This window comes from Acerihabitans sp. (assembly GCF_036398755.1).
In the GTDB taxonomy this organism is placed as follows: Bacteria; Pseudomonadota; Gammaproteobacteria; order Enterobacterales; family Enterobacteriaceae; genus Acerihabitans.
This window is the reverse complement of sequence record NZ_DASWOM010000083.1, coordinates 61,475-81,945: the sequence shown is the minus strand read 5'-3', so window position 1 is coordinate 81,945 and position 20,471 is coordinate 61,475. Positions and strand designations below refer to the sequence as shown.

Sequence of the window (20,471 nt, the reverse complement as noted above, 5' to 3'; positions counted from 1 at the left end):
TGTTTTATCGCGCCCGGTCCAGCTGTCCTGCGCCATATGGGCGCAGGCGCTGCAAAATATCAGCGGCAGAACAAGGCTCACGCGCCGGGCAGGGTGGCTCAAGGTGTGCAATAGCTGTCCGGAGCTTTTTGGCATGCCGCATTCCAAAGGATTAAAACCGTCGGCCGGCGAATACGGCGGCAACCCCTGTACAGATGGCGCCGGTCTTGATCCGGCGGGCCAGGTTAAGCATGCCGCCGGTAACAAATCACCATCATGCGGGTAAATATAAGTATGCCGAAAGGGCTGGTCTATAGAATGCGGCTAATAAGGCGATCGATGCGGATTCGCCGTAAGCGGCGAATAAGCTTGCGCACTTTTACCGGATAATCGCCGATACCCTGTAGCTCGGTGTAATGCGTTACCACCTGGGTGTGGGCACGGATAAGCCCCAGTTCGTGCTCGCGCTGCACACGCAGCTCACCCTTGGGATCGTGGATTAACAGCGCATTTTCCAGGTCCAGGCGCCAGGCGCGGGGGTTGAGGTTATTACCGGTCAATAACTGCCACTCGTCGTCTACCCACATACCCTTCAGGTGATAGGTATTATCGCTGTCTTTCCATAACCTGACCACCAGTTGCCCATTGTCCACATAACGCTGCAACCGTCCGAGAAAACGGCGCAGGTTGATTTCATAAAGATAGGGCAAAGCGCCGATAATCTTAAACGGCTGATCCTCGGGAATATAAAAATCATTGGCCGTTTTATCGCCGACAATAATCTCAACCTGCCTGTTCTGGCGCAGCAGGGAGATGATATTACGCACCAGCAGCGCCGGCATATTAAAATAGGGGGTACATAAGGTCAGTTTGCTGCCGGCACACGACATCAGGTGATGGATGGTTTTATTAAGCGGGCTTTGCTTGCCTAATCCCACCAGGGGGGTGATGGTCAACGTATCGTCGCCGGCCGAGCCGCTGCAGGCATAATCAGCATCGCGTAGCGATTGGCGAAACATGCGCGTATCGTTTTTGATTTCGATGCTTTTGGGCCGATCGGGATTATCCAGCCGATTCACCGCGGATGCCGTCAGCAGGTGCCGTTTGATATAATCCAGCATGCATTCGGCCAGCGGGGGGTTGTATATCAGTTGATAACGATCGTAGCGGTATTTATCCAACTGGTGCAGGTAGACGTCGTTCAGGCTGGCGCCGCTGTAGATGACGGTGTCATCAATAATAAAGCCTTTCAGATGCAGCACGCCCAAGGCCTCGCGGGTATTGACCGGTACGCCGTACACCGGCACCGCCGCGCCGGGATGGTCTTGCGCCATGCGACAATACCAGTCGGCATTGGTGTTTACCGCCGCCGCGCCGATACGCCCGCGCTGCGCGCGATGCCAGTCCACCAGCACACAGATATCAAGCTCCGGCCGCAGCTCGCTGGCGCGATACAGAGCCGAGAGCACGGCCTGGCCACCCTCATCCTGCTCTAGATACAGCGCCACCAGATAAATACGCTTCCTGGCGCCTGCAATGGCGTTAAGCAGGGCGATACGGAACTCTTCAGGACTGTACAGCGTTTGTACGTCAGCAACCGTCTGTGGAATTTTGGGCAGTTGTGCAAGGTGTTGTTGGTGTTTGGTACGTCTAAAGTTTGACAACATCACAGTGCGCTTCTTCTCTTGTCATCGTATGGTGGAATGACCATATGCAAAAACACAAATGTGCGGAATCGGCCATAATAACATTACTTTTCGCCGTTGTGGCCATGTTTCGCCGCAGGTTGATGCGCGCGTGAGGTTAGTCCGCCGGTGGTTGCCGGGGCGCGTCCGCAAGCGACAACGATAGCGCGACAATACCGTCTTCCAACTGCAGCTCGACGCTAAACCCCAGTTTTTTCGCCAGGGAGATCATGCCGTGATTGCTGGGCATGGTAATGGCGTTCAAGCGCCTGAGCCCGTGATCGCGGGCGTAGGCGATCGTTTTTTCCAGCAGCAGGCGGCCTAAGCCTATTTTTTTCAAATCGGACCTGACCAGCACCGAAAACTCGGCCTCGATATTGTCCGGGTCGGAATAGGCGCGTGTGACGCCGATAATGGTATTATCCGCGCCGTTTTGTTTCACCGCCACAAACGCCATTTCTCGATCGTAGTCGATTTGGGTCATATAAGCCAAATCTTCATGGGTAAATTCCGTGATCTCACTGAAGTAACGATAATAAAGATCCTCCGGCGTGACCTCGGAGATAAACTGTTTCAGCAGCGGCTCGTCCTCCGGCAGGATGGGCCTGAACAGGCATTGTTCGCCGTTTTTCAGCGTTACCACGGATTCCAGCGCCTGCGGATAGGGACGGATCGCCAGCCGCGCCTCTGGATCGCCCTGGCATTCGGCAAGCGTAAGGCTGACATCCAGTACCGTCATTTCGCCGCCGCATGCCAGCAGCGGATGAATATCCAGGTGGACGATTTCCGGGCAATCCAGCAACAGGTTGGAGACCTGCACCAGCAGGCGGCTTAAGGCGATGATATCCAGTGAATACAGGGGGCGGTGGGTGCGGATGGCGCCTTTTTTCAGCCCCTGGCGCACCATATTCTGCGCCAGCGTCATATTAAGCGGCGGCAGGGCTACCGCCATCTGGTCGGCCTGCCGCCATTCATGTTCGCTTTCACCCAGCAGGATCAGCGGGCCGAACACCGGATCCTGTTCGACCACGATGCGCAGTTCCTGGGTGCCGGCCCGGCTGGCCATGCTTTGAACCAACATGCCCTCGATGCGCGCCTGGGGAAAGGCCTGCGCCACGCGTTCCGTCATGGCGTTGGCCGCCTGCGCCACTTCGCGCGCATTGCGCAGCGACAGCATCACGCCCTGGACCACGGACTTATGGGGGATGTCCGGCGAACGCAGCTTCAGCGCCACCGGATAACCGATACGATCGGCAACGGCAACGGCCTCGGCGCTGTCGCCGGCAATCCAGGTGGGCAGGGTGGTGAGGCCATAGGCCTCGATTATGGGGCGCACCTCATGGGTGGCCAGGCGGGTTATGCCCTGGTCCAAAGCCCGGCGGATCAGGGAGTGCGCCTGGGCGGTATCCACCGTCAGGCCCAGCGGCAGAGCCGGGGTTTCCATCAGTTGCTTTTGATTGCGCCGGTATTCCGCCATATGCATAAAGGCGGTGACCACGCCTTCCGGAGTGCGATAGGTGGGTAATCCCGCCTCGGTGAACAGGCGCCTGGCCTCCCGGGAGGAAAATTCTCCGCTCCAGTTGGTCAGCAGGGTGACCTGCCTGCCGCGGGGATGAAGCCTTGCCAGCTCGATAACCTGCTGCGCCGTTTCGCTGCTGGGGGCGGCGGCGCTGGGAGCGTGGATTATCAGCAGCGCATCGTAGTCGCTGCTGTCGAGCAGCGCCGCCAGGGCGGCGCGATAGCGGGCCGGGGTGGCGTCGTCCGCCAGATCGAGCGGGTTGGATAGGGTGAGGCCGTCCGGCAATACCGACCGCAGGGCCTGGCGGGTCGCCGTGCCCAAGGTGGCCAGCTTGCCGTGGCGGCTGAGCAGTTCATCCAGCGCCAGGGCGGCCGGGGCAATGCCGTTGCTGACGATCATCAGCCGCTCGCCGCGCAGCGGGCGCATGTGGCTTAAGGTTTCCACCGCGGAAAATAGTTCGTGGGTATCGCGCACCCGCAGCAGCCCGGCGCGCTGGATGGCGGCATCGTAGGCGGCATCCCTGCCCTGGGGATAGTTAAGCAGCCGCTGCGCCTGCGGGCTGCGCCCGCTTTTGATCACCAGAATGGGCTTGTTGCGCGCGGCGCCCCGGGCGGCCGAAAGAAAACGCCTGGCGTCGCTAAGATGCTCGAGGTGCAGCAAAATGGCGCTGGTCTTGCCGTCGCGCGCCAGGAAATCGAGCACGTCGTCCACGTCGATATCAATGCTGTCGCCAAGCGCGATAAAATAGGAGAATCCGATTTCACGCTGTTGCGCCCAGTCCAGCACGGTATTGGATACCGCGGCGGATTGGGAGATAAACGCCAGCTTGCCCTTATGGATGGGCACCGGCGAAAAACTGGCGTTCAGGCCCTGCCATGGCGCCAGCACGCCCAGGCTGTTCGGCCCGAGCAGGCGCATGCCCTGGCGGGCGGCGCAGGCTTTCAGCTCGGCGAACTGGGCCGGGGGCGAGGAAAGGATGATCGCCGTTTTGCAACCGAGCTTGCCAAGATCGTCGAGCAAGGCGGGATTACGGCTGGCGCGGGTGCACAGGACCGCCAGGTCCGGCGCCAGGGGCAGGCTCGCCACATCCGGATAGCTCAAAACGCCGCATACCGCCGGATAGCGCGGCGTTACCGGCAGGATCGGGCCGCCGAAACCGCCGTCCAGCAGATTACGCATCATCAGGTATCCGGCCCGGCCCGGCTTGTCGGACGCCCCCAGCACGGCGATGGATTTTGGCCTTAGCAGCGCTTCCAAACCTCGTTGACTCATCGGTGGTCTCCTATCCAGCCGCCTGCGATAAGTGTAAGCCTTTTAAATCCGGGGTGTTGTGATGGCGGGGGATATTTGCACGCTGTTATGGTGCGATTTACCCAATAGGTAACGGCTGCGGAACAGCGCAAAGTGCGCGCCCAGGCTGTCCGCCGCGGCGTCGTCTCCCGTCTGTCGCAGCAGGGTGGCGGCCACCTCGGCGGTGCAATGCTGTCCTTCGCCGTGCGATTCGCGCAGGCGGTACGCGGAGACCGTGTCCAGATTAAGGGATATGATGGGAAAACCCGTCAGATAGGGGCTTTTGCGGAACATCTTGCCGGCCTCGGACCAGGTGCCGTCGAGCAGGATAAACAGCGGCGGCCTGCCCTGGGCATCGATTTGCGTCACCACGCGCCGGTCCGGGGCGACATTCTGCGCCGGAAATACCACATAAGGCTGGCGTGCCGGATCGGCAATCGCGGACAACAGCGCCGTATCCGGTTCGGTGCGCGACCAGAGGAATGCCTGGGTATCGGGCAGGATATCGGCAATCAGACGCCCGGTATTGCTGGGTTTCAGAGGCTCGGAGTCAAACATGATTAGGCAAAAACGGCTCACCGACGTCATGGGGATGATGCGATCGCACAGGCAGACGGGCCGCGGCAGCAGGCATTGCTCGCAGCGCACGACGCGGCAACCGCGCGCGCGGTAGGGCCGGGTGGCGCGATCGAGGCGATATTGGCGTAGCGCCAGCACGGCGTTGTATGTCATGGGATGCCCGAAATAAAAGAGAGAGTTTACCGGAGCGGGCGGGGAAAGCGGACTATTATTTGCCGGCGTGACTGCCGGGGGGCGCATTGTGGTTGAGCGTATTGTGGTTGGGCGTTATGGCCACTCGCCGCCACAATACGGGCGGGTGGCCATAACGACGCCCGGTTAAGAGGGGCTCGGAATGGCCAGTCCCTCGTCCAGCCATTCCTCAAACGGCCCTTTGGGCATGGCGCCGTGCAGCGAGTCCACCATCTTGCCGTGCCTGAACACCATAATGGTGGGAATGCTACGGATGCCGAAGCGGGTGCTTAGCTGGGGTTCCGCTTCGGTATTCACTTTGAGGAAACGCACCGACCCTCGGCGCTCGTCGGCGACCGCTTCAAAAATCGGCGCGAAGCCCACGCACGGACCGCACCAGGGCGCCCAGAAGTCGACCACCACCGGCAAATCGTCTTGCAGCAGTTTATCAAGGGAGTCGGTGGTGGCGTGAACCACTTTGCCGTCCAGCAGCGCCTCGCCGCAGCGACCGCATTTTGCGCCGTCGTGGACCTTTTGTTCCGGCAGTCGATTGGTGGCCAGACAGGATGCACAAACTGTATTCATACAATTGCCTCTTATGGGTGGAGGTTAAACCGGCAACGGGGCGGCCGGGCGATGGGATCCACGCTTTATCGAAATATTGTTCTGAAGTATGGTTAAATAAACGGGAAGGCACAAAATGATTTATCCGATGGCTTCGATAGTTGCTGGCTTTTACCGCTATCCGGTAGCTAAAAAAGACCAGATCGGGTAATCTTCGCGCCCAGCACTCGGGTGGAGAGACAGATGAGCGATTCATTAAAAGGTAAAAACGGCAAGGTCCGTGTTATGTATGTGCGCAAAGAGGAAGAAGAGCAGCCTCGTCGTCCTTCTCGTCCACCCCAGTCGGGCCGCGGCGACGCGCCCCGTGGCGATGCCCGCCGCGGCGATGCGCCCCGTGGCGATGCCCGTCGCGGCGATGCGCCCCGCGGTGATGCCCGCCGCGGCGACGCGCCCCGCGGTGATGCCCGTCGCGGCGATGCGCCTCGCGGCGATGCCCGTCGCGATGATGCGCCTCGCGGTGATGCGCCCCGCCGGGATCGGCCGTCCACCGCGCCGGACTCCCCATGGAAGAAAATGTATCAAAATGACGATACGCCGGCGGTGGCCGATCACGGCGGCATCAGCGGCAAAAGCCTGATTGATCCTGAACAGCTGCGGCGCCAGCGGGCGGAAGAAACCCGCGTCTATGGTGAAAACGCCTGCCAGGCCTTATTCAAAAGCCGTCCTGATTCCATTGTGCGCGCCTGGTTTGTGCAATCCGTAACGCCGCGTTTTCGCGATGCCCTGCGCTGGATGGCGGCCAACCGTAAGGCCTACCATGTGGTGGAAGAGGAAGAACTGGCGCTGGCGTCCGGCACCGATCACCACGGCGGCGTCTGTTTCCTGATTAAAAAGCGCATCGGCCTGGATGCCGGCACTTATCTTGACAAGGCACTGGATAAAGATTGCGTGCTGGCGCTGGAGGATGTGTCCAATCCCCACAATCTCGGCGCAATGCTGCGCAGCTGCGCGCATTTTGGCGTGAAAGGCGTGATGACAAGCGACAGCGCGGCGCTGGAGTCCGGCGCGGCGGTGCGTACCGCCGAAGGCGGCGCGGAGCATATCAGCTCCATTCATACCGACGATTTATTCAGCGATTTGGATCTTTTCCGCCAGGCGGGTTACACCATCGTCACCACCTCGAGCCATAAGGGCGCGTCGCTCGGCAAGGTCAATATGCCGGCGAAGATGGTGCTGGTGATAGGCCAGGAACGGGCGGGGTTGTCCGATGCCATAGTGAAACAGGCGGATCTGGCGATTTCAATCGGCGGTACCGGACGGGTGGAAAGCCTGAATGTATCGGTGGCCACCGGCATACTGCTGGCGGAGTGGTGGCGGCAAAGTCACGCCTGAGTTTGCGGCGGGACTGATGGGCGAGAAAAATAAAACACAGCGCGCAGGGACGGGGTCGCCAAAGGCGCCGGCCCGCGCGGAGGCTTATTCCGACCTGAGCCCCGAACGCGCGCTCGTACCGGTCAGGCTATTTCGTCTTCAACAATCAATTCATCCAGCTTGGTCAGCAGCTTGCGCGTCAGCGTTTCAAGCTGCTTTTGCTCGTCGCTATTGAGCGTAGACCATAAAGATACCAGGCACTTATGCTGCGGCGGCAGGAGATTGTTGAGAAAGTCTTCGCCGGCATCGGTCAGTTGCAAATGCAGGCAGCGACGATCGTTTTCACTCTCTTTGCGCACAATCCAGCCCCGTTTTTCCAGCTCATCCGCGATGCGCGTGGCGTTGGTGCGCGAGGATCCCAGCGCGGAACTCAGCTCAGAGGGCTGGATACTGTGATTTTCCTGGGACTCCAGGGTAAGCAGGGCCATAAAAAGCGTTTCATTGATACCCTGGGCTTTCAGCATGCGGTTTCTGTTTTCCAGCAGTTTGCCCTGCATATGCATGCAAAGCCGGGTCAGCAGGATTTCCTGATAGGGAAACTCGGGGCGCTGCCGGGCGCGCTGCGCCAACATTTGCTCGATGGGGGTGAAGGAGCTGTCCATGATAATTTATGCCTCATTAGTTACTATAGATATAATAACTAATGTAATCACTCATGTAAATATTGTCGACATGAAAAGTTTAGATAGCTATAGATTAGGGCATGAGTAATTTGAACACCAAGCCAAAACACAGCGCGCCGCCCAGGGTGGCGAGGACAATGCTGCGGGTTCGGTAAAAACAGATGATCAATACCAGGAAACCCGCCAGGGTCGGCACCAGTTTACCCGGCTCCCGCAGCACCTCGGGCACGCTGGAGACCACCAGCAGCGCGCAGATGGAAGCCAATCCGATACCGTCCAGCAAACGTCCGGCCCAGGCGCCGGCGGCGCCCGCTGGCCGGCGCCCGGCGCCCAAACGCAGCGGCAGATAGCGGAACAGATAATTTGCCGCGCCGACCACCAAACCGATGATAATGACGCTGGTGTTCATCTAGTCCCCCTCACCGGCGGCGCGCGCCGGACCCAGCAACGCGCCCAGGCACCCGCCGCCGATGCCGGCCAGGATCGCCACCGGAATCGACAGCAGCAACAGCCCGGCCAGCGCGCCGGCAAGCGACGCCGCCAGCACCAGGCTCTGCCGGCGCTGGAACGACGCCAGCAGGAAGCTCAGGAACAATGCCGGCAGCATAAAGGACAGCGCGGCCTCCACCGCCGGGTAATCGTTGAGCGGGCCATGGCCCGACAGCGCGCCGACGGCGGTGCCGATGACCCAGGACAGCCAGGAGCAGGCCGAGACGCTTATCATCCAGCTTTCCGACCAGCGGCGGTTATCCTTAATCAGTTTGGCGATGGCCGCGGAAAATACCTCATCGGTCAGGCCGAAGGCCCATAACGCCGTTTTGCGCCGCGACAGGGCGCCGGGGATGCGATGCCGCAGCGCGGGTCCGTACAGCAGATGGCGCACGTCCATGGCCATAACGGTTAACGCCGCGACCCAAAGGGACATCCCGGCGCTGAGCAGGGTGGTTATCACGAACTGGCTGGCGCCGGCATAGATAACGCAGGAGATAAAAATGCCTTCCAGCGGCGTGAAACCCAGCTTAACCGCGTTCAGGCCAAAGGCGAACGCCACCGGCAGGTAGCCGATGACGATGGGCAGGCTGTCCTTGACGCCTTCGCGGAACGTGGCCGGCGATCCATGCATCAGGGAATGAGCCTCAGGCGGCCGCTACGCTGCTGTCTTCATTATGCTGTCCACGCCACCATAACAGCAGGTTAATCACGCCCAGCACCCCGCCGGCGACGCATACGCCGGTCCAGCCGGCCGATTGATAGGCGGAGGCGGAAATCAGCGAGCCCAGGGCGCCGCCGATAAAATAGCTGGTCATGTAACCGGAGGTCAGGCGGTTACGCGCCTGCGGCATGCGACGATAGATCACGCTCTGGTTGGTGATATGAACGCCCTGCACCGCCAGATCCAGCAACACGATACCGGCGATAAGCGACATGACCTGATGCTGGCCATACCAGATAAAGGCCCAGGAGACCAAGAGCAGCAGCAGGCCGTAGCGGGTGGTGACTTTGGCTTTGCCCCGGTCCGCCAGATGCCCGGCCCGGGATGCGGCCAGGGCGCCGGCGGCGCCGGCCAGGCCGAACAGGCCGATTTTCGCTTCGGAATAAAAAAATGGCGGCGCGGCCAGCAGGAACGCCATGGAGGTCCACAGGTTACTGAAGCTGGCGAAGGTTACGCAGCCGATCAGCGCCCGGGTGCGCAGCACCGGGGTGGTGACATACATACGCAGGATGGAGGCCAGCAGCTGCGGGTAGTTCAGATCGGAGTATTGTTTATAGCGCGGCAGGGCGAACCACAGTATCAGCGCCATCACTACCATCAGCGCGCTGGCGAACCAGTACACGGTGCGCCAGCCGCCGAAGCTTGCCAGGGCGCCGGCGACGGTACGCGCCAGCAGAATGCCCAGCAGCAGGCCGGTCATGATCATGCCCACCACCTTGCCCCGTTTTGCCGGGTCCGCAAGCGTGGCGGCCAGCGGCACCAGGATCTGCGCCACGACCGAGAACAAACCGGTCAGCGCCGTGCCCGCTATCATCAGCCACAGGCTGCCCGCCGAGGCGGTGACCAGCATGCCGGCGGCGGCCAGCAGCGTCATCACGACTATCATGCCGCGCCGTTCGAATTTATCCCCCAGCGGGACGATAAACATCAACCCGCAGGCATAGCCCAACTGGGCGGCGGTGACGATAAATCCGGCCTGGTTGACCGACAGATGATACGACTGGGCAATGGTGTCCAGCAGGGGTTGCGCATAATAATTACTGGCGACCGACAATCCGGTGGCGATGGCCATGATGATAATCAGCGCCGGACTTAAACTTGGGTGGTCTGTTTTTGTTTTCATTGGTGAGTCTGTTTACCAATCGGGGGGCTATTATTCCCCATAAGCGCTGAAAAAACGAGAGGCGAATGCCTCCCGTCATTTAACCTGTGCTGTTTTCGCGTCATAAACGGGCGCTTTGATCGGATATTACCGGGCGGCGGCCGCCGCGGCGGTGCTTACCCAGCCGTCGAATACCGCCTGATGCGCGGCAATCCAGCCGTTGGCGTGACGTTCAATATCGGCTTGCGACGCCTGGCCTTCATGCATTCGCAGGTTCTGCGCGTTCACATCGCTTATCGGCAGGCGCATGATGGCGAAAAGTTTCGCCGCGGCGGGGTTGGCCTTGGCCCACTCTTTATTGGCCACGATACGCATGGCGTTCACCGGGAAGCCGTAGTCGGCGCCGCTAGGCAGTTTGGTGCTGATGTCCTTCTGCTTGCCGGGCAGGGAAGAGAACGGCACCTGCAGCCAGACCACATCCCGTCCCGGAACCAGCACGTCGCTGACCCAGTAAGGCGTCCAGGTGTAATACAGAATCGGCTTGCCTTCTTTATAGCGGGCCAGGGTATCGGCAATGATGGCCGCGTAGTTGCCCTGGTTGTGCTCCACGGTGTCGGTCAGGCCATAGGCTTTAATCTGATGGTTGATAACCGCCTCGCATCCCCAGCCGGGGGTGCAGCCGGTCAAATCGGCCTTGCCGTCGCCGTTGGCGTCGAACAGTTTAGCCAGCGTGGGATCCTTTAGCTGATCGATGGTTTTTATATGGTAGCGATCGGCGGTTTTTTTGTCGATCAGATAGCCCTGGGCCGCGCCCTCGACATAATTCCCCTGGCGGTAGAACCGGGCGTCGCCGCCGGCGGCCTGATACTGGTCGGCGTGCAGCGGATCCCAGTTTACCGCCATAAAGGTCGCGTCGCCGGAGGCAATTGAGGTATAGGCGACGTTATAGTCCACTTCGCGGCTTGATTTGACATCATAACCCAGTTTTTCCAGGGCCTTATTGACCAGCAGCGTCTGGAACGTCTCTTCGGAAATGGTGCTTTGCAAGGGTTGCACCTGCACGCCCTTGCCCGGCAGGTCTGCGGCAAAAGCGGTGGGGACGGCAAGGACCGCGGTGAGCGCTAGCGCCCGGATTCCGGTGTTATGCATGGAATATCCTTCTCTTTGATTTTATGTGTTGTTTAATCGTCAGTCGCCGGGGCGGGAGCGGCGGCGCTCCCGGCGAAGGCTCAGGCTTTTTTGGCAAACGGGCGGGTGAACAGGCCCAGGGGACCGGCGGCATACCAGCGGCGGTTGCCGCGGCTGCGGCCGTCGCGTCCGAGCGACTGCGTCAGGCGATCGAGGATGATGGCCAGGATCACGATGCCGACTCCGCCGATGGTGGCAAGCCCCATGTCCAGGCGGCCGATGCCGCGCAGCACCATCTGGCCCAGGCCGCCTACGGCGATCATCGAGGCGATGACCACCATCGAAAGCGCCAGCATCAGCGTCTGGTTGATCCCGGCCATAATGGTCGGCATCGCCAGCGGCAGCTGTACCTTGAACAACAACTGGCCGGGGCTTGAGCCGAACGACTCGGCGGCCTCTATCAGGTCTTCCGGCACCTGCCTGATGCCAAGGATGGTCAGGCGCACCACCGGCGGCAGGGCGAAGATAATGGTTACCACCACCCCCGGCACATTGCCGATGCCGAACAACATAACGATGGGCACCAGGTAGACGAACGCCGGCGTGGTCTGCATGGCGTCCAGCAACGGGCGGATGATTTTTGCCGCGCCCTGGCTGCGCGCCAGCCAAATGCCCAGCGGCAGGCCTATTATCACGCAAAACAGCAGTGAGGTGAGCACCAGCGCCAGCGTGACCATGGCCTGCGCCCAGGCGCCGATGGCGCCGATAATGGCCAGCGAGACCAGGGTGGCTATCCCCATGCCGAGGCTCGACATCTGCCAGGCCAGCAGGGCGAACACCAATATGGCCACCGGCGCCGGCATGCCCAGCAGCAAATGCTGGAAGCCGCCAAGGATGAAGTCCACCGGCACCCGGATGCCCTGGAACAGCGGCCGGAAATGCAATACCGCCCAATCAATGCCGTGGGTGACCCAGGTATCGAGCGGGATCAGGGTATTGTGAAACGGGTCGAGCAGGTTAAAATGCTCAGGCGCGGGGGCCGGGCCGCTGTTGAGCCAGTCGGCGCCCGGCTGGACGGTATGCGCGCCGGCGCCGGCGCCGTCGGTGGCGGAGGGCGCCGTGGCACCCCAGGCGTCGGCGGAGGCGCCCGCGCCGTTGGCGGGCGCGCTTTGCGCGACGTCATGAGACTGTGCCGCCGCGCCGCCCCAGGGATCTATGGTTGGCTTACTCATTGGTCGCCCCTTCTTTGTCTAGTGCCTGTAGCAACATGCCTTTGGAAATAATGCCGATATACTGATTCTCCTCGCCGACCACCGGTACGGCGCAGGGCGCCTGGGCGACGGTGGAAATAAGCTCGCTCAGCGGCGTATCGCCGGGCACCGGCGCGGGACTGTCGAGCAGCGCCTGTTCCAGGGGAAGGCTGGCCGCCAGGGCGGCTTTGAGCGAATCGATGGACACCACGCCGATAAATTTCTGCCCACGCTCAAGCACGTAACCGAAATCGCGGTCTTCATCCTGCAGCAGCTTAAGGGCGGAACGGGGGCCGAATCCCGGCGTCTTGCGGATAAGCGTTACCGGCCGACGCCGGGCGATGTCCCTGGCGCTGAACACATGGCTGACGTCCACGCCGCGAAAAAACGTGCGCACATAGTCATTGGCCGGGTTATTGAGAATGTCTTCCGGCGTGCCCACCTGCACCACCACGCCGCCCTGCATGATGGCGATGCGGTCGCCGATGCGCATCGCTTCGTCAAGATCATGGGATATAAATACGATGGTGCGCTGGTGGCGGGACTGGAGCTTCACCAGTTCGTCCTGCATTTCGGCGCGGATTAGCGGGTCGAGCGCCGAAAAGGCCTCATCCATCAGCAGGATGTCGGGATCGTTGGCCAATGCGCGCGCCAGACCGACGCGCTGGCGCATGCCGCCGGACAGCTCGTCGGGCCATGACAGCGCATGTTGATCCAATCCCACCTGCGCCAGGGCTTCCAGCGCCTTGGCGTGGCGTTCCCGCGCCGGTATGCCGGCCAGCATCATGCCGAAGGCGGTATTGTCTAATACGTTCAGATGCGGCATCAGCGCAAAGGACTGGAACACCATGCTGATTTTTTTACGCCGCACCTCGCGCAGGGCGCTGTCGGAGATGCGGGCGATATCAACGCCGTCGATAAGCACTTCGCCGCGCGTCGGTTCTATCAGACGATTGAGAAGGCGTACCATGGTGGATTTACCGGATCCGGACAACCCCATGATGACGAAGATCTCGCCTTCTTCAATGGCCAGACTGGCATCTTTCACGCCCACCGTCAGACCGGTCTTGGCGAATATATTATCCTTATCATGCCCTGCCTGTATCAGCTTAAATGCCCGCTCGGGATGTTCGCCGAATATTTTATATAGGTTCTTTACTTCTAATTTAACAGCCATGCAATTATCAAGTTCCCGTATGGTTTTCTAATATGTTCAAGGTCCTGCCAAAATAAAAACGCTGTATACCCTAACATACTTGGCGTTTTAGGCAACCCCTAATCCATTAAGCAGCGGAATATCCTGCCGCAAAGACGTGCGCATTTCGGCCCAAAGGGCTAAACGGGGCAAGGGTTTAGGGGAATAATCCGTCGTGTAAATTTTTTTATTTTCATTGCCGGTTGCGAAAAGAATGTAACCCACCAGAATAATGGGGTAAATACTGTCGCGGCTAATGCGCCTGATGACGCCGTGGATAACGATGCCGCCAGGGCAACTGCTCATCGGCGCACAGCGTTGAAATAGATGTCTGTTCAGAAGGAATTAACTATATTGCGGCGGGAGACAATCTATGAAAAAGAATGATTTAAATAATCCATCATCAACGCGGATAATATAGCCCTTGGCGGGGAAAATAGCGCCCCCCCGCCGGGGTATTCAAAAGGCCCAGTCTTCGTCCTCGGTATTGACCGCGCGGCCCATGACGTAGGACGACCCCGAGCCGGAGAAAAAGTCGTGATTTTCATCGGCATTGGGCGACAGCGCGGACAGGATTTCGGCGTTGACATTGGTCATGGATGCCGGAAATAGCGCCTCATAACCCAGGTTCATCAAGGCCTTATTGGCATTGTAGTGCAAAAACGCCGTGACATCCCCGGTCCAGCCGACGCCGTCGTACAACTGGGCGCTATAGAGCAGTTCGTTTTCGTATAAGTCCTGCAGCAGGTCGTAGGTAAAGGACTTGATATGCGCGCGCCGCTCGGGCGTTTCCCGCTCCAGCGCGCGCTGGAATTTATAGCCGATATAATAACCATGCACCGCTTCATCACGGATAATTAACCGGATCAGGTCGGCGGTATTGGTCAGTTTTGCCCGGCTGGAATAATACATCGGCAGGTAAAAACCGGAATAAAACAAAAAGGATTCCAAGAATACGCTGGCGACTTTTTTCTTCAGCGGATCGTCATGGCGATAATGGCGTAAAATGATGGCCGCCTTATTTTGCAGGGCGTCATTTTGCTCGCTCCAGCGATATGCCTCATCCACCTCCGGCATGGCGCACAGGGTGGAAAATATCGAACTGTAGGAGCGCGCATGCACCGCTTCCATAAAGCTGATATTGGAGAATACCGCTTCCTCGTGCGGGGTAACCGCATCGGCCATTAATGCCGGCGCGCCGACGGTATTTTGTACCGTATCCAGCAATGTCAGACCGGTAAATACCCGAATGGTCAGCTCCTGTTCCTGCCTGGATAATGTCGACCAGGAAGGGATATCATTGGACAGCGGTAATTTCTCCGGTAGCCAGAAATTCGCGGTCAGGCGGTTCCAGACTTCCAGATCCTTATCGTCTTCAATTCGGTTCCAGTTTACCGCCTGGACGCGGGATATCGGATGAGCGGTGGTCATGGTGATAGTCTCCTTTACCTTTACAGCGCGCACGACACGCAGCCGGCAACTTCGGTGCCTTCCAGCGCCAGCTGGCGGATACGGATGTAGTACAGCGTCTTGATGCCTTTTTTCCAGGCATAAATCTGCGCCTTGTTGATATCGCGGGTGGTGGCGGTATCGCGAAAAAACAGCGTCAGCGACAGACCCTGATCCACATGGCGCGTGGCGGCGGCGTAGGTATCGATAATTTTTTCCGGTCCGATTTCATAAGCGTCCTGGTAATAGCGCAGGTTATCGTTGTCCATAAAGGGCGCCGGATAATAGACCCGGCCGGTTTTACCTTCTTTACGGATCTCGATGCGCGAGACAATGGGATGAATGCTGGAGGTGGAATGATTGATATAAGAAATGGAGCCGGTGGGCGGCACCGCCTGCAAATTCTGGTTATAAAGCCCGTGCGCCATTACCGACGCGCGCAGCGCCAGCCAGTCCTCGCGGGTGGGCAGGGCAATGCCGGCCCGGGAGAACAGCGTCCGCACCCGCTCGGTTTTAGGTCGCCATTGCTGCTCAACGTAGGGCGCGAAGTAGTCGCCGCTGGCATAGCGGGAGTCGGCAAAACCCGCGAAAGTCACGCCCCGTTCGAGAGCCAGGCGGTTGGACGCCCGCACCGCGTGGTAGGTCACGGCGTAAAAATACATATCGGTAAAATCAATGCCTTCCTCCGAGCCGTAATAAATATGCTCGCGGGCCAGGTAGCCGTGCAGGTTCATTTGCCCAAGGCCGATGGCATGGGACGCGTCGTTGCCTTTGACGATGGAGGGCACTGAATTGATCCGGCTCATATCGGAGACGGCGGTCAAGGCGCGCACGGCGGTTTCCACCGTATTGCCCAGGTCCGGTTCGTCCATGGCGCGGGCAATATTCAGCGAGCCCAGGTTGCAGGAGATATCATGGCCTACCCGCCGGTAGCTGAGGTCTTCATTATATTCGGTGGCGCTGTTGACCTGCAAAATTTCCGAGCACAGATTGCTCATGTTGATGCGGCCCTTGATGGCGTTGGCGCGGTTTACCGTATCCTCGAACACCATATACGGGTAGCCCGACTCAAACTGGATTTCCGCCAGCGTCTGGAAAAATTGCCGGGCGTCGATACTGGTTTTGCGAATACGCGGGTCGGCCGCCATTTCATGGTATTTTTCGCTGATGCAAAGCTGCGAAAAGGGCTGGCCGTAGATCCGCTCGACGTCGTAGGGCGAGAACAGGTACATCGGTTTATTGTCGCGCGCCAGTTCGAAGGTGACATCCGGAATGACCACGCCCAGCGACAGGGTCTTGATGCGGATTTTTTCATCGGCGTTTTCCCGTTTGGTATCGAGGAAACGCATGATATCCGGATGATGGGCATGCAGGTAAACGGCGCCGGCGCCCTGGCGCGCGCCAAGCTGGTTGGCGTAGGAAAAAGCATCCTCCAGCATTTTCATTACCGGGATGACCCCGGACGACTGGTTTTCGATACGTTTGATCGGCGCCCCGGCTTCGCGCAGGTTGGTAAGCATAAACGCCACGCCGCCGCCGCGTTTGGACAGCTGCAGCGCCGCGTTGACCGAGCGGCCGATGGATTCCATATTATCCTCGATGCGCAGCAGGAAGCAGGAAACATATTCTCCGCGCTGCTGTTTGCCGCAGTTGAGGAAGGTGGGTGTCGCGGGCTGGAAGCGGCCCGACAGCATTTCATCCACCAGTTTGGAGGCCAGCGGGACGTCGCCGGCGGCAAGCGTCAGCGCCACCATGCACACCCGATCCTCGAAGCGCTCCAGATACTGTTTGCCGTCAAACGATTTCAGGGTATAGCTGGTATAGAATTTCAGCGCGCCCATAAACGTCTGGAAACGGAACCGACGCGCCTCGGCCTGGCGGAACAAGGCATCGAGGCTGTCCTGGGAATAGGGCGCCAGCACCCGGGCTTCGTAATAACCCTCATCCACCAGGCAGCGCAGACGGGCCTGAAGGGAGGGAAACTGCCGGGTATTGGGCAGCACGTGCTGTTCGAAATAACGGTCGACCGCCTGCCGGTCCTTATCGAACTGAATGTTGCCGTGCTCGTCATACAGATTGAGCATGGCGTTCAGGGCGTGGTAATCCGCCAGCACCGGGCCGGGTTGGGTGAGGTTCAGTTCTGCTGTTGCCAAAATGTGGTTACTCCCATACGTACCCGCGCCACGTCTTCCGCCGTGCCCAGTAACTCGACGCGGTCGAGGAACGGTACCCGGCATTTCCTGGCGATAATATCGCCCGCCAGACAGAAGGCTGCGCCAAAATTACGATTGCCGGCACCGATAACGCCTCGGAGCCAGGAACGGTTGGTTGCATCATTAAGAAAGCGGATCGCCTGGGGCGGCACGGCGCCGTGCTCGCTGCCGCCGCCATAGCTGGGCACTATCAGGATATAGGGCCGATCCACCTTCAATTTCTGGCTGGTCGCCAGGGGAATGCGCAGCGCCGGCAGCGTCAGCTTGTCGACAAAACGGTGCGTATTTTCCGAGCTGCTGGAAAAGTACACCAGCAGCGGTGCCGGTGATGACATCATCGGCTCACGACGCCAGGGCGGCGGCAAGCAGGTTGATTTTGTCCAGCCTGAAGCCGCTCCAGTGCTCGCTGGGCGTCTGCACCACCGGCACCTGCCGATAGCCTAACGCTTTCACGTGTGCCAGCGCCTGGCCGTTGGCCGCCAGACCCAGATCCACCAACTGATAGCTGATGCCTTTTTTGTCCAGCGCACGACAGGTGGCGTGACATTGGACGCACTCCGGTTTAGTGTAAATAATAATAGTCATGATTCGTATTCCCCTTACGCATTAAGATTATCGTGCTGTTATCGTCCTGGCGGCGATGGTCCGGTGGGTTGGGTTGCCTGTAACTAATACTATATGTAGATATTATTTTTATCAACCATACAATATATGGGATATTGCGGCGATTTTTCACGCAAGGGCGGGGCGCTGATGATAAAAAGCCCGCGCTCCTTGCGGGGCGCGGGCTTTAACAATGGCGTTGCGGGTCGGCGTTTAGGGTAAATAACTTGATTCCGTGAAATCAGTCCTGACAATGGCAGTCGATAATCAACACATCGGTATGCCCGGTCACCCGCGCCGACGTCCGTCGGTGATTATCGGCGCGACAGCAGCACGCCAAGCACAATACCGACCGCGGTGGTAATGCCCAGGCTCTGCCAGGGTTTTTCGACCACATAATTTTTGGTCTGGATGGCGGTATCGCGGGCATACTGGCCGATACGGCTGGTGCCGCCGGCACGGGCGCGCGCGTCCTTCAATACATCCTTGGCTTTACTGCGCAGGGCGTCCAGTTGTTCTTTAGTGGTTTTTTCGGACGTGCTCAGCAGTTCATCCAACGTATCGGCTAACAGAGAAACATCGTCCTTAACATCCCGTTGCAGATCGTCTTTTTCAGCTTTCGTAAACATTTGTCTCTCCCTTTTGGCTAATGATGAATTAACTGTAGACTATTCACGCCGTTCCTGCCGCCGTGGCGGCCGTCGGGGCGCCGCCGCGGCGCCGGGCGAAAGGCGCCGGAACAAGCGCGACGGCCGTCCGGGCGCGGTCGCGCGGGTTGCCCCGGCCCGTGAGGCAACGGTTTTTGGATTAATCCGAAAACGCGCGCCGCGTCTACTGGCCGGCCGCTTAACTGATTACATTAGCTGGGATCACTTCACTGTGACTGAAGAGAGGACAAATAATGTATTTAAGACCCGATGAAGTCGCTCGCGTTCTGGAAAACTCCGGATTCGAAAGAGATTATATCACCCGACAATGTTACGGTTACCGTAAAGGTCACCATTATGTCTATGTGAATCGGGAGGCTAAACTGGGCCGGACCGCCCTGGTTGTTCATCCCGGGCTGCGCGATAAAAGCAGCCTGTTCGCCGCCCCGACGTCGCCGGTACGCTCCAGCGACAATTACCAGGTTTTTCCCTCCGATCCGGACGGTAAGCCCGACAGCCACTACGGCATCCCCCATGGTTTTTCTTCCCGTGCCTCCTTAACCCGCTATTTGCAGAAAATGTTTAATTAGCCTGCCCCTTCCCGGTGGGATTACCGCGCCATACCGGCGATTGTTCACGCCTTCGGCCGCCGGTGGCCGCGCACTACCATGATGAAAAATTGCAACATCTGCACTTTCATAGGTCATTTTTCCAGCATTTTCCACGTTGTCAGGACAGCCCGCGCGCCGGGATCCCGCCATTATTCAGTTAATTAATTGATTAGTTAATTAATGGCACGCTAGTTGCAACTTCCCCCCTATCGGTACGCTACCACGGCCGGCCGTCGCCGCAGGCGTTATCACCGTCTGCCGGCGCTTACGCCCAGATCATCGGGTTTACCAGATAAAGACGTTTCAGGAGTATTTCAAGCATGAGAATGACACCATCCCTGCTCCACGCTCTAGTGCTGTGCGCCGGTCTGACTCTGGGCGGCGCGGCGTGCGCCGAGGACGCGGCGCCCGTCGCCATGGACCCCGCCCTGCACGCGCAGCTGCCGGACAAGGTTAAAACCCAGGGCGTGATTAACCTGGTTACCGATGCCCATTATCCGCCGTGCGAAGTGTTTGCCGATGATAATAAAACCATGGTGGGGTTTGAGCCGGATTTGTGGAACGCCATCGGTAAAGTACTGGGGGTGGGTATCAACCCGGTCTCCATCGACTTCGCCGGGCTTATCCCCGGCGTCAAGAGCGGCCGCTATGATATGGCGATGGAGTGTATTTCCGACAGCCTGGAACGTGAAAAACAGGTTACATTTGTCAACTATGCATATGCCACCAATGAAGTTTATACCCTGGCCAGCAACAAAAGCATCGTCAACGATCCGTTATCGCTTTGCGGCCTGAAGGTCGGCGTGCAGTCGGGCACCGATTTTGAACACGCCATCAGCGATATTTTTTCGCCCAACTGTACCAAGAACAATAAACCGGCGATTAAGGTGACCACGCTGCCGTCGGCGGACGCCGTGCTGCTGGCGCTGTACGCCGGGCGTATTGATTTTGTCCTGAACGACGCCGCCGCGGCCGCTGAAATCAAAAAAGTGGCTCCCCGGCCGATCCGCACCGTCACCATGCCGCTGATGCCGAAATATTATCTGGGCATCGTGGTCAGGCCGGATAACCAGCAACTGGCCCAGGCGCTGCTTGGCGCGCTTAAAGTACTGTGGTCGAACGGCGAATACGCCCGCATCATGAAAAAATGGGATTTGGAACCCGTGATGCTGGAACAGCCGGGCATTAACCTGTTCACCACCCGCCCGATGCAATAAGC

Annotated in this window: 20 protein-coding genes; 3 read left to right on the top strand and 17 right to left on the bottom strand. The window is 59.1% G+C overall.

Going from position 1 to position 20,471, the window contains the following annotated elements; translation table 11 throughout:
- Nucleotides 1-290: 290 nt before the first annotated feature.
- The 4 genes from pssA to trxC all read right to left on the bottom strand — a co-directional run bounded on the left by pssA (nucleotide 291) and on the right by trxC (nucleotide 5,808).
- Nucleotides 291-1,646 (bottom strand): CDP-diacylglycerol--serine O-phosphatidyltransferase, encoded by a 1,356-nt coding sequence (gene pssA, locus VGC33_RS13760; protein WP_331121330.1) that lies wholly within the window; start codon nucleotides 1,644-1,646, stop codon nucleotides 291-293.
- Nucleotides 1,647-1,782: 136 nt separating this feature from the next.
- A complete protein-coding gene (locus tag VGC33_RS13755; RefSeq protein WP_331121329.1) occupies nucleotides 1,783-4,455 on the bottom strand; it encodes a bifunctional acetate--CoA ligase family protein/GNAT family N-acetyltransferase in 2,673 nt (890 codons plus the stop codon).
- A 42-nt stretch (nucleotides 4,456-4,497) separates the two neighbouring features.
- Nucleotides 4,498-5,205, bottom strand: coding sequence for a tRNA-uridine aminocarboxypropyltransferase (locus VGC33_RS13750; protein WP_331121328.1), 708 nt, complete (start codon nucleotides 5,203-5,205; stop codon nucleotides 4,498-4,500).
- A gap of 165 nt (nucleotides 5,206-5,370) precedes the next feature.
- Nucleotides 5,371-5,808, bottom strand: coding sequence for a thioredoxin TrxC (gene trxC, locus VGC33_RS13745; protein ID WP_331121327.1), 438 nt, complete (start codon nucleotides 5,806-5,808; stop codon nucleotides 5,371-5,373).
- A 222-nt stretch (nucleotides 5,809-6,030) separates the two neighbouring features.
- Here trxC and VGC33_RS13740 point away from each other — a divergent pair, with 222 nt between their 5' ends.
- On the top strand, nucleotides 6,031-7,179 hold the full coding sequence (locus tag VGC33_RS13740) for a tRNA/rRNA methyltransferase (RefSeq protein WP_331121326.1): 1,149 nt from the start codon (nucleotides 6,031-6,033) through the stop codon (nucleotides 7,177-7,179).
- 122 nt (nucleotides 7,180-7,301) lie between these two features.
- On the opposite strand, the gene mprA is transcribed toward VGC33_RS13740, so the two are convergent.
- The 13 genes from mprA to VGC33_RS13675 form a co-directional block, all read right to left on the bottom strand.
- The gene (mprA, locus tag VGC33_RS13735; RefSeq protein ID WP_331121325.1) at nucleotides 7,302-7,820 is read right to left on the bottom strand and encodes a transcriptional repressor MprA; all 519 of its coding nucleotides are present in this window, start codon (nucleotides 7,818-7,820) and stop codon (nucleotides 7,302-7,304) included.
- A gap of 94 nt (nucleotides 7,821-7,914) precedes the next feature.
- Nucleotides 7,915-8,250, bottom strand: coding sequence for an L-valine transporter subunit YgaH (gene ygaH, locus VGC33_RS13730; protein WP_331121324.1), 336 nt, complete (start codon nucleotides 8,248-8,250; stop codon nucleotides 7,915-7,917).
- Nucleotides 8,251-8,964: an AzlC family ABC transporter permease gene (locus VGC33_RS13725; protein WP_331121323.1), complete on the bottom strand. Its 714-nt coding sequence runs from the start codon at nucleotides 8,962-8,964 to the stop codon at nucleotides 8,251-8,253.
- Nucleotides 8,965-8,977: 13 nt separating this feature from the next.
- Nucleotides 8,978-10,177 carry an MFS transporter gene (locus VGC33_RS13720; RefSeq protein WP_331121322.1) on the bottom strand — a complete coding sequence of 400 codons (1,200 nt, stop codon included), beginning with the start codon at nucleotides 10,175-10,177 and terminating at the stop codon, nucleotides 8,978-8,980.
- Nucleotides 10,178-10,303: 126 nt separating this feature from the next.
- Nucleotides 10,304-11,305 (bottom strand): glycine betaine/L-proline ABC transporter substrate-binding protein ProX, encoded by a 1,002-nt coding sequence (proX, locus tag VGC33_RS13715; RefSeq protein WP_331121321.1) that lies wholly within the window; start codon nucleotides 11,303-11,305, stop codon nucleotides 10,304-10,306.
- Nucleotides 11,306-11,385: 80 nt separating this feature from the next.
- Complete coding sequence (gene proW, locus VGC33_RS13710; RefSeq protein WP_331121320.1) at nucleotides 11,386-12,516, bottom strand: glycine betaine/L-proline ABC transporter permease ProW; 1,131 nt, start codon at nucleotides 12,514-12,516, stop codon at nucleotides 11,386-11,388.
- Nucleotides 12,509-13,711, bottom strand: coding sequence for a glycine betaine/L-proline ABC transporter ATP-binding protein ProV (gene proV, locus VGC33_RS13705; protein WP_331121319.1), 1,203 nt, complete (start codon nucleotides 13,709-13,711; stop codon nucleotides 12,509-12,511). The genes proW and proV overlap by 8 nt, the downstream gene beginning before the upstream one ends.
- 87 nt (nucleotides 13,712-13,798) lie before the next feature.
- Nucleotides 13,799-14,035, bottom strand: coding sequence for a hypothetical protein (locus tag VGC33_RS13700; RefSeq protein ID WP_331121318.1), 237 nt, complete (start codon nucleotides 14,033-14,035; stop codon nucleotides 13,799-13,801).
- 153 nt (nucleotides 14,036-14,188) lie between these two features.
- Nucleotides 14,189-15,160: a class 1b ribonucleoside-diphosphate reductase subunit beta gene (nrdF, locus tag VGC33_RS13695; RefSeq protein WP_331121317.1), complete on the bottom strand. Its 972-nt coding sequence runs from the start codon at nucleotides 15,158-15,160 to the stop codon at nucleotides 14,189-14,191.
- A 20-nt stretch (nucleotides 15,161-15,180) separates the two neighbouring features.
- Entirely contained in the window at nucleotides 15,181-17,331 is a 2,151-nt protein-coding gene (gene nrdE, locus VGC33_RS13690) for a class 1b ribonucleoside-diphosphate reductase subunit alpha (protein ID WP_331121316.1), read from the bottom strand.
- Nucleotides 17,313-17,726 (bottom strand): class Ib ribonucleoside-diphosphate reductase assembly flavoprotein NrdI, encoded by a 414-nt coding sequence (nrdI, locus tag VGC33_RS13685; protein WP_331121315.1) that lies wholly within the window; start codon nucleotides 17,724-17,726, stop codon nucleotides 17,313-17,315. Before nrdI ends, nrdE begins: the two co-directional genes overlap by 19 nt.
- Before the next feature lie 7 nt (nucleotides 17,727-17,733).
- Nucleotides 17,734-17,976, bottom strand: a complete 243-nt coding sequence (nrdH, locus tag VGC33_RS13680) for a glutaredoxin-like protein NrdH (protein ID WP_331121314.1) — start codon at nucleotides 17,974-17,976, stop codon at nucleotides 17,734-17,736.
- Between the two features lie 332 nt (nucleotides 17,977-18,308).
- Nucleotides 18,309-18,623, bottom strand: a complete 315-nt coding sequence (locus VGC33_RS13675) for an ElaB/YgaM/YqjD family protein (RefSeq protein WP_331121313.1) — start codon at nucleotides 18,621-18,623, stop codon at nucleotides 18,309-18,311.
- A gap of 272 nt (nucleotides 18,624-18,895) precedes the next feature.
- Between VGC33_RS13675 and VGC33_RS13670 the strand changes: the two genes are divergently transcribed.
- Both VGC33_RS13670 and VGC33_RS13665 read left to right on the top strand, forming a co-directional pair.
- Entirely contained in the window at nucleotides 18,896-19,231 is a 336-nt protein-coding gene (locus VGC33_RS13670; RefSeq protein WP_331121312.1) for a DUF2002 family protein, read from the top strand.
- Nucleotides 19,232-19,572: 341 nt separating this feature from the next.
- Nucleotides 19,573-20,469 carry an ABC transporter substrate-binding protein gene (locus VGC33_RS13665; RefSeq protein WP_331121311.1) on the top strand — a complete coding sequence of 299 codons (897 nt, stop codon included), beginning with the start codon at nucleotides 19,573-19,575 and terminating at the stop codon, nucleotides 20,467-20,469.
- The last annotated feature ends 2 nt before the right edge of the window (nucleotides 20,470-20,471 follow it).

What these genes read in the sequence shown, in the direction of transcription:
- pssA (WP_331121330.1), bottom strand. Translation starts at nt 1,646, where the DNA reads ATGTTGTCAAACTTTAGACGTACCAAACACCAACAACACCTTGCACAA.
- VGC33_RS13755 (WP_331121329.1), bottom strand. Translation starts at nt 4,455, where the DNA reads ATGAGTCAACGAGGTTTGGAAGCGCTGCTAAGGCCAAAATCCATCGCC.
- VGC33_RS13750 (WP_331121328.1), bottom strand. Translation starts at nt 5,205, where the DNA reads ATGACATACAACGCCGTGCTGGCGCTACGCCAATATCGCCTCGATCGC.
- trxC (WP_331121327.1), bottom strand. Translation starts at nt 5,808, where the DNA reads ATGAATACAGTTTGTGCATCCTGTCTGGCCACCAATCGACTGCCGGAA.
- VGC33_RS13740 (WP_331121326.1), top strand. Translation starts at nt 6,031, where the DNA reads ATGAGCGATTCATTAAAAGGTAAAAACGGCAAGGTCCGTGTTATGTAT.
- mprA (WP_331121325.1), bottom strand. Translation starts at nt 7,820, where the DNA reads ATGGACAGCTCCTTCACCCCCATCGAGCAAATGTTGGCGCAGCGCGCC.
- ygaH (WP_331121324.1), bottom strand. Translation starts at nt 8,250, where the DNA reads ATGAACACCAGCGTCATTATCATCGGTTTGGTGGTCGGCGCGGCAAAT.
- VGC33_RS13725 (WP_331121323.1), bottom strand. Translation starts at nt 8,964, where the DNA reads ATGCATGGATCGCCGGCCACGTTCCGCGAAGGCGTCAAGGACAGCCTG.
- VGC33_RS13720 (WP_331121322.1), bottom strand. Translation starts at nt 10,177, where the DNA reads ATGAAAACAAAAACAGACCACCCAAGTTTAAGTCCGGCGCTGATTATC.
- proX (WP_331121321.1), bottom strand. Translation starts at nt 11,305, where the DNA reads ATGCATAACACCGGAATCCGGGCGCTAGCGCTCACCGCGGTCCTTGCC.
- proW (WP_331121320.1), bottom strand. Translation starts at nt 12,516, where the DNA reads ATGAGTAAGCCAACCATAGATCCCTGGGGCGGCGCGGCGGCACAGTCT.
- proV (WP_331121319.1), bottom strand. Translation starts at nt 13,711, where the DNA reads ATGGCTGTTAAATTAGAAGTAAAGAACCTATATAAAATATTCGGCGAA.
- VGC33_RS13700 (WP_331121318.1), bottom strand. Translation starts at nt 14,035, where the DNA reads ATGAGCAGTTGCCCTGGCGGCATCGTTATCCACGGCGTCATCAGGCGC.
- nrdF (WP_331121317.1), bottom strand. Translation starts at nt 15,160, where the DNA reads ATGACCACCGCTCATCCGATATCCCGCGTCCAGGCGGTAAACTGGAAC.
- nrdI (WP_331121315.1), bottom strand. Translation starts at nt 17,726, where the DNA reads ATGTCATCACCGGCACCGCTGCTGGTGTACTTTTCCAGCAGCTCGGAA.
- nrdH (WP_331121314.1), bottom strand. Translation starts at nt 17,976, where the DNA reads ATGACTATTATTATTTACACTAAACCGGAGTGCGTCCAATGTCACGCC.
- VGC33_RS13675 (WP_331121313.1), bottom strand. Translation starts at nt 18,623, where the DNA reads ATGTTTACGAAAGCTGAAAAAGACGATCTGCAACGGGATGTTAAGGAC.
- VGC33_RS13670 (WP_331121312.1), top strand. Translation starts at nt 18,896, where the DNA reads ATGTATTTAAGACCCGATGAAGTCGCTCGCGTTCTGGAAAACTCCGGA.
- VGC33_RS13665 (WP_331121311.1), top strand. Translation starts at nt 19,573, where the DNA reads ATGAGAATGACACCATCCCTGCTCCACGCTCTAGTGCTGTGCGCCGGT.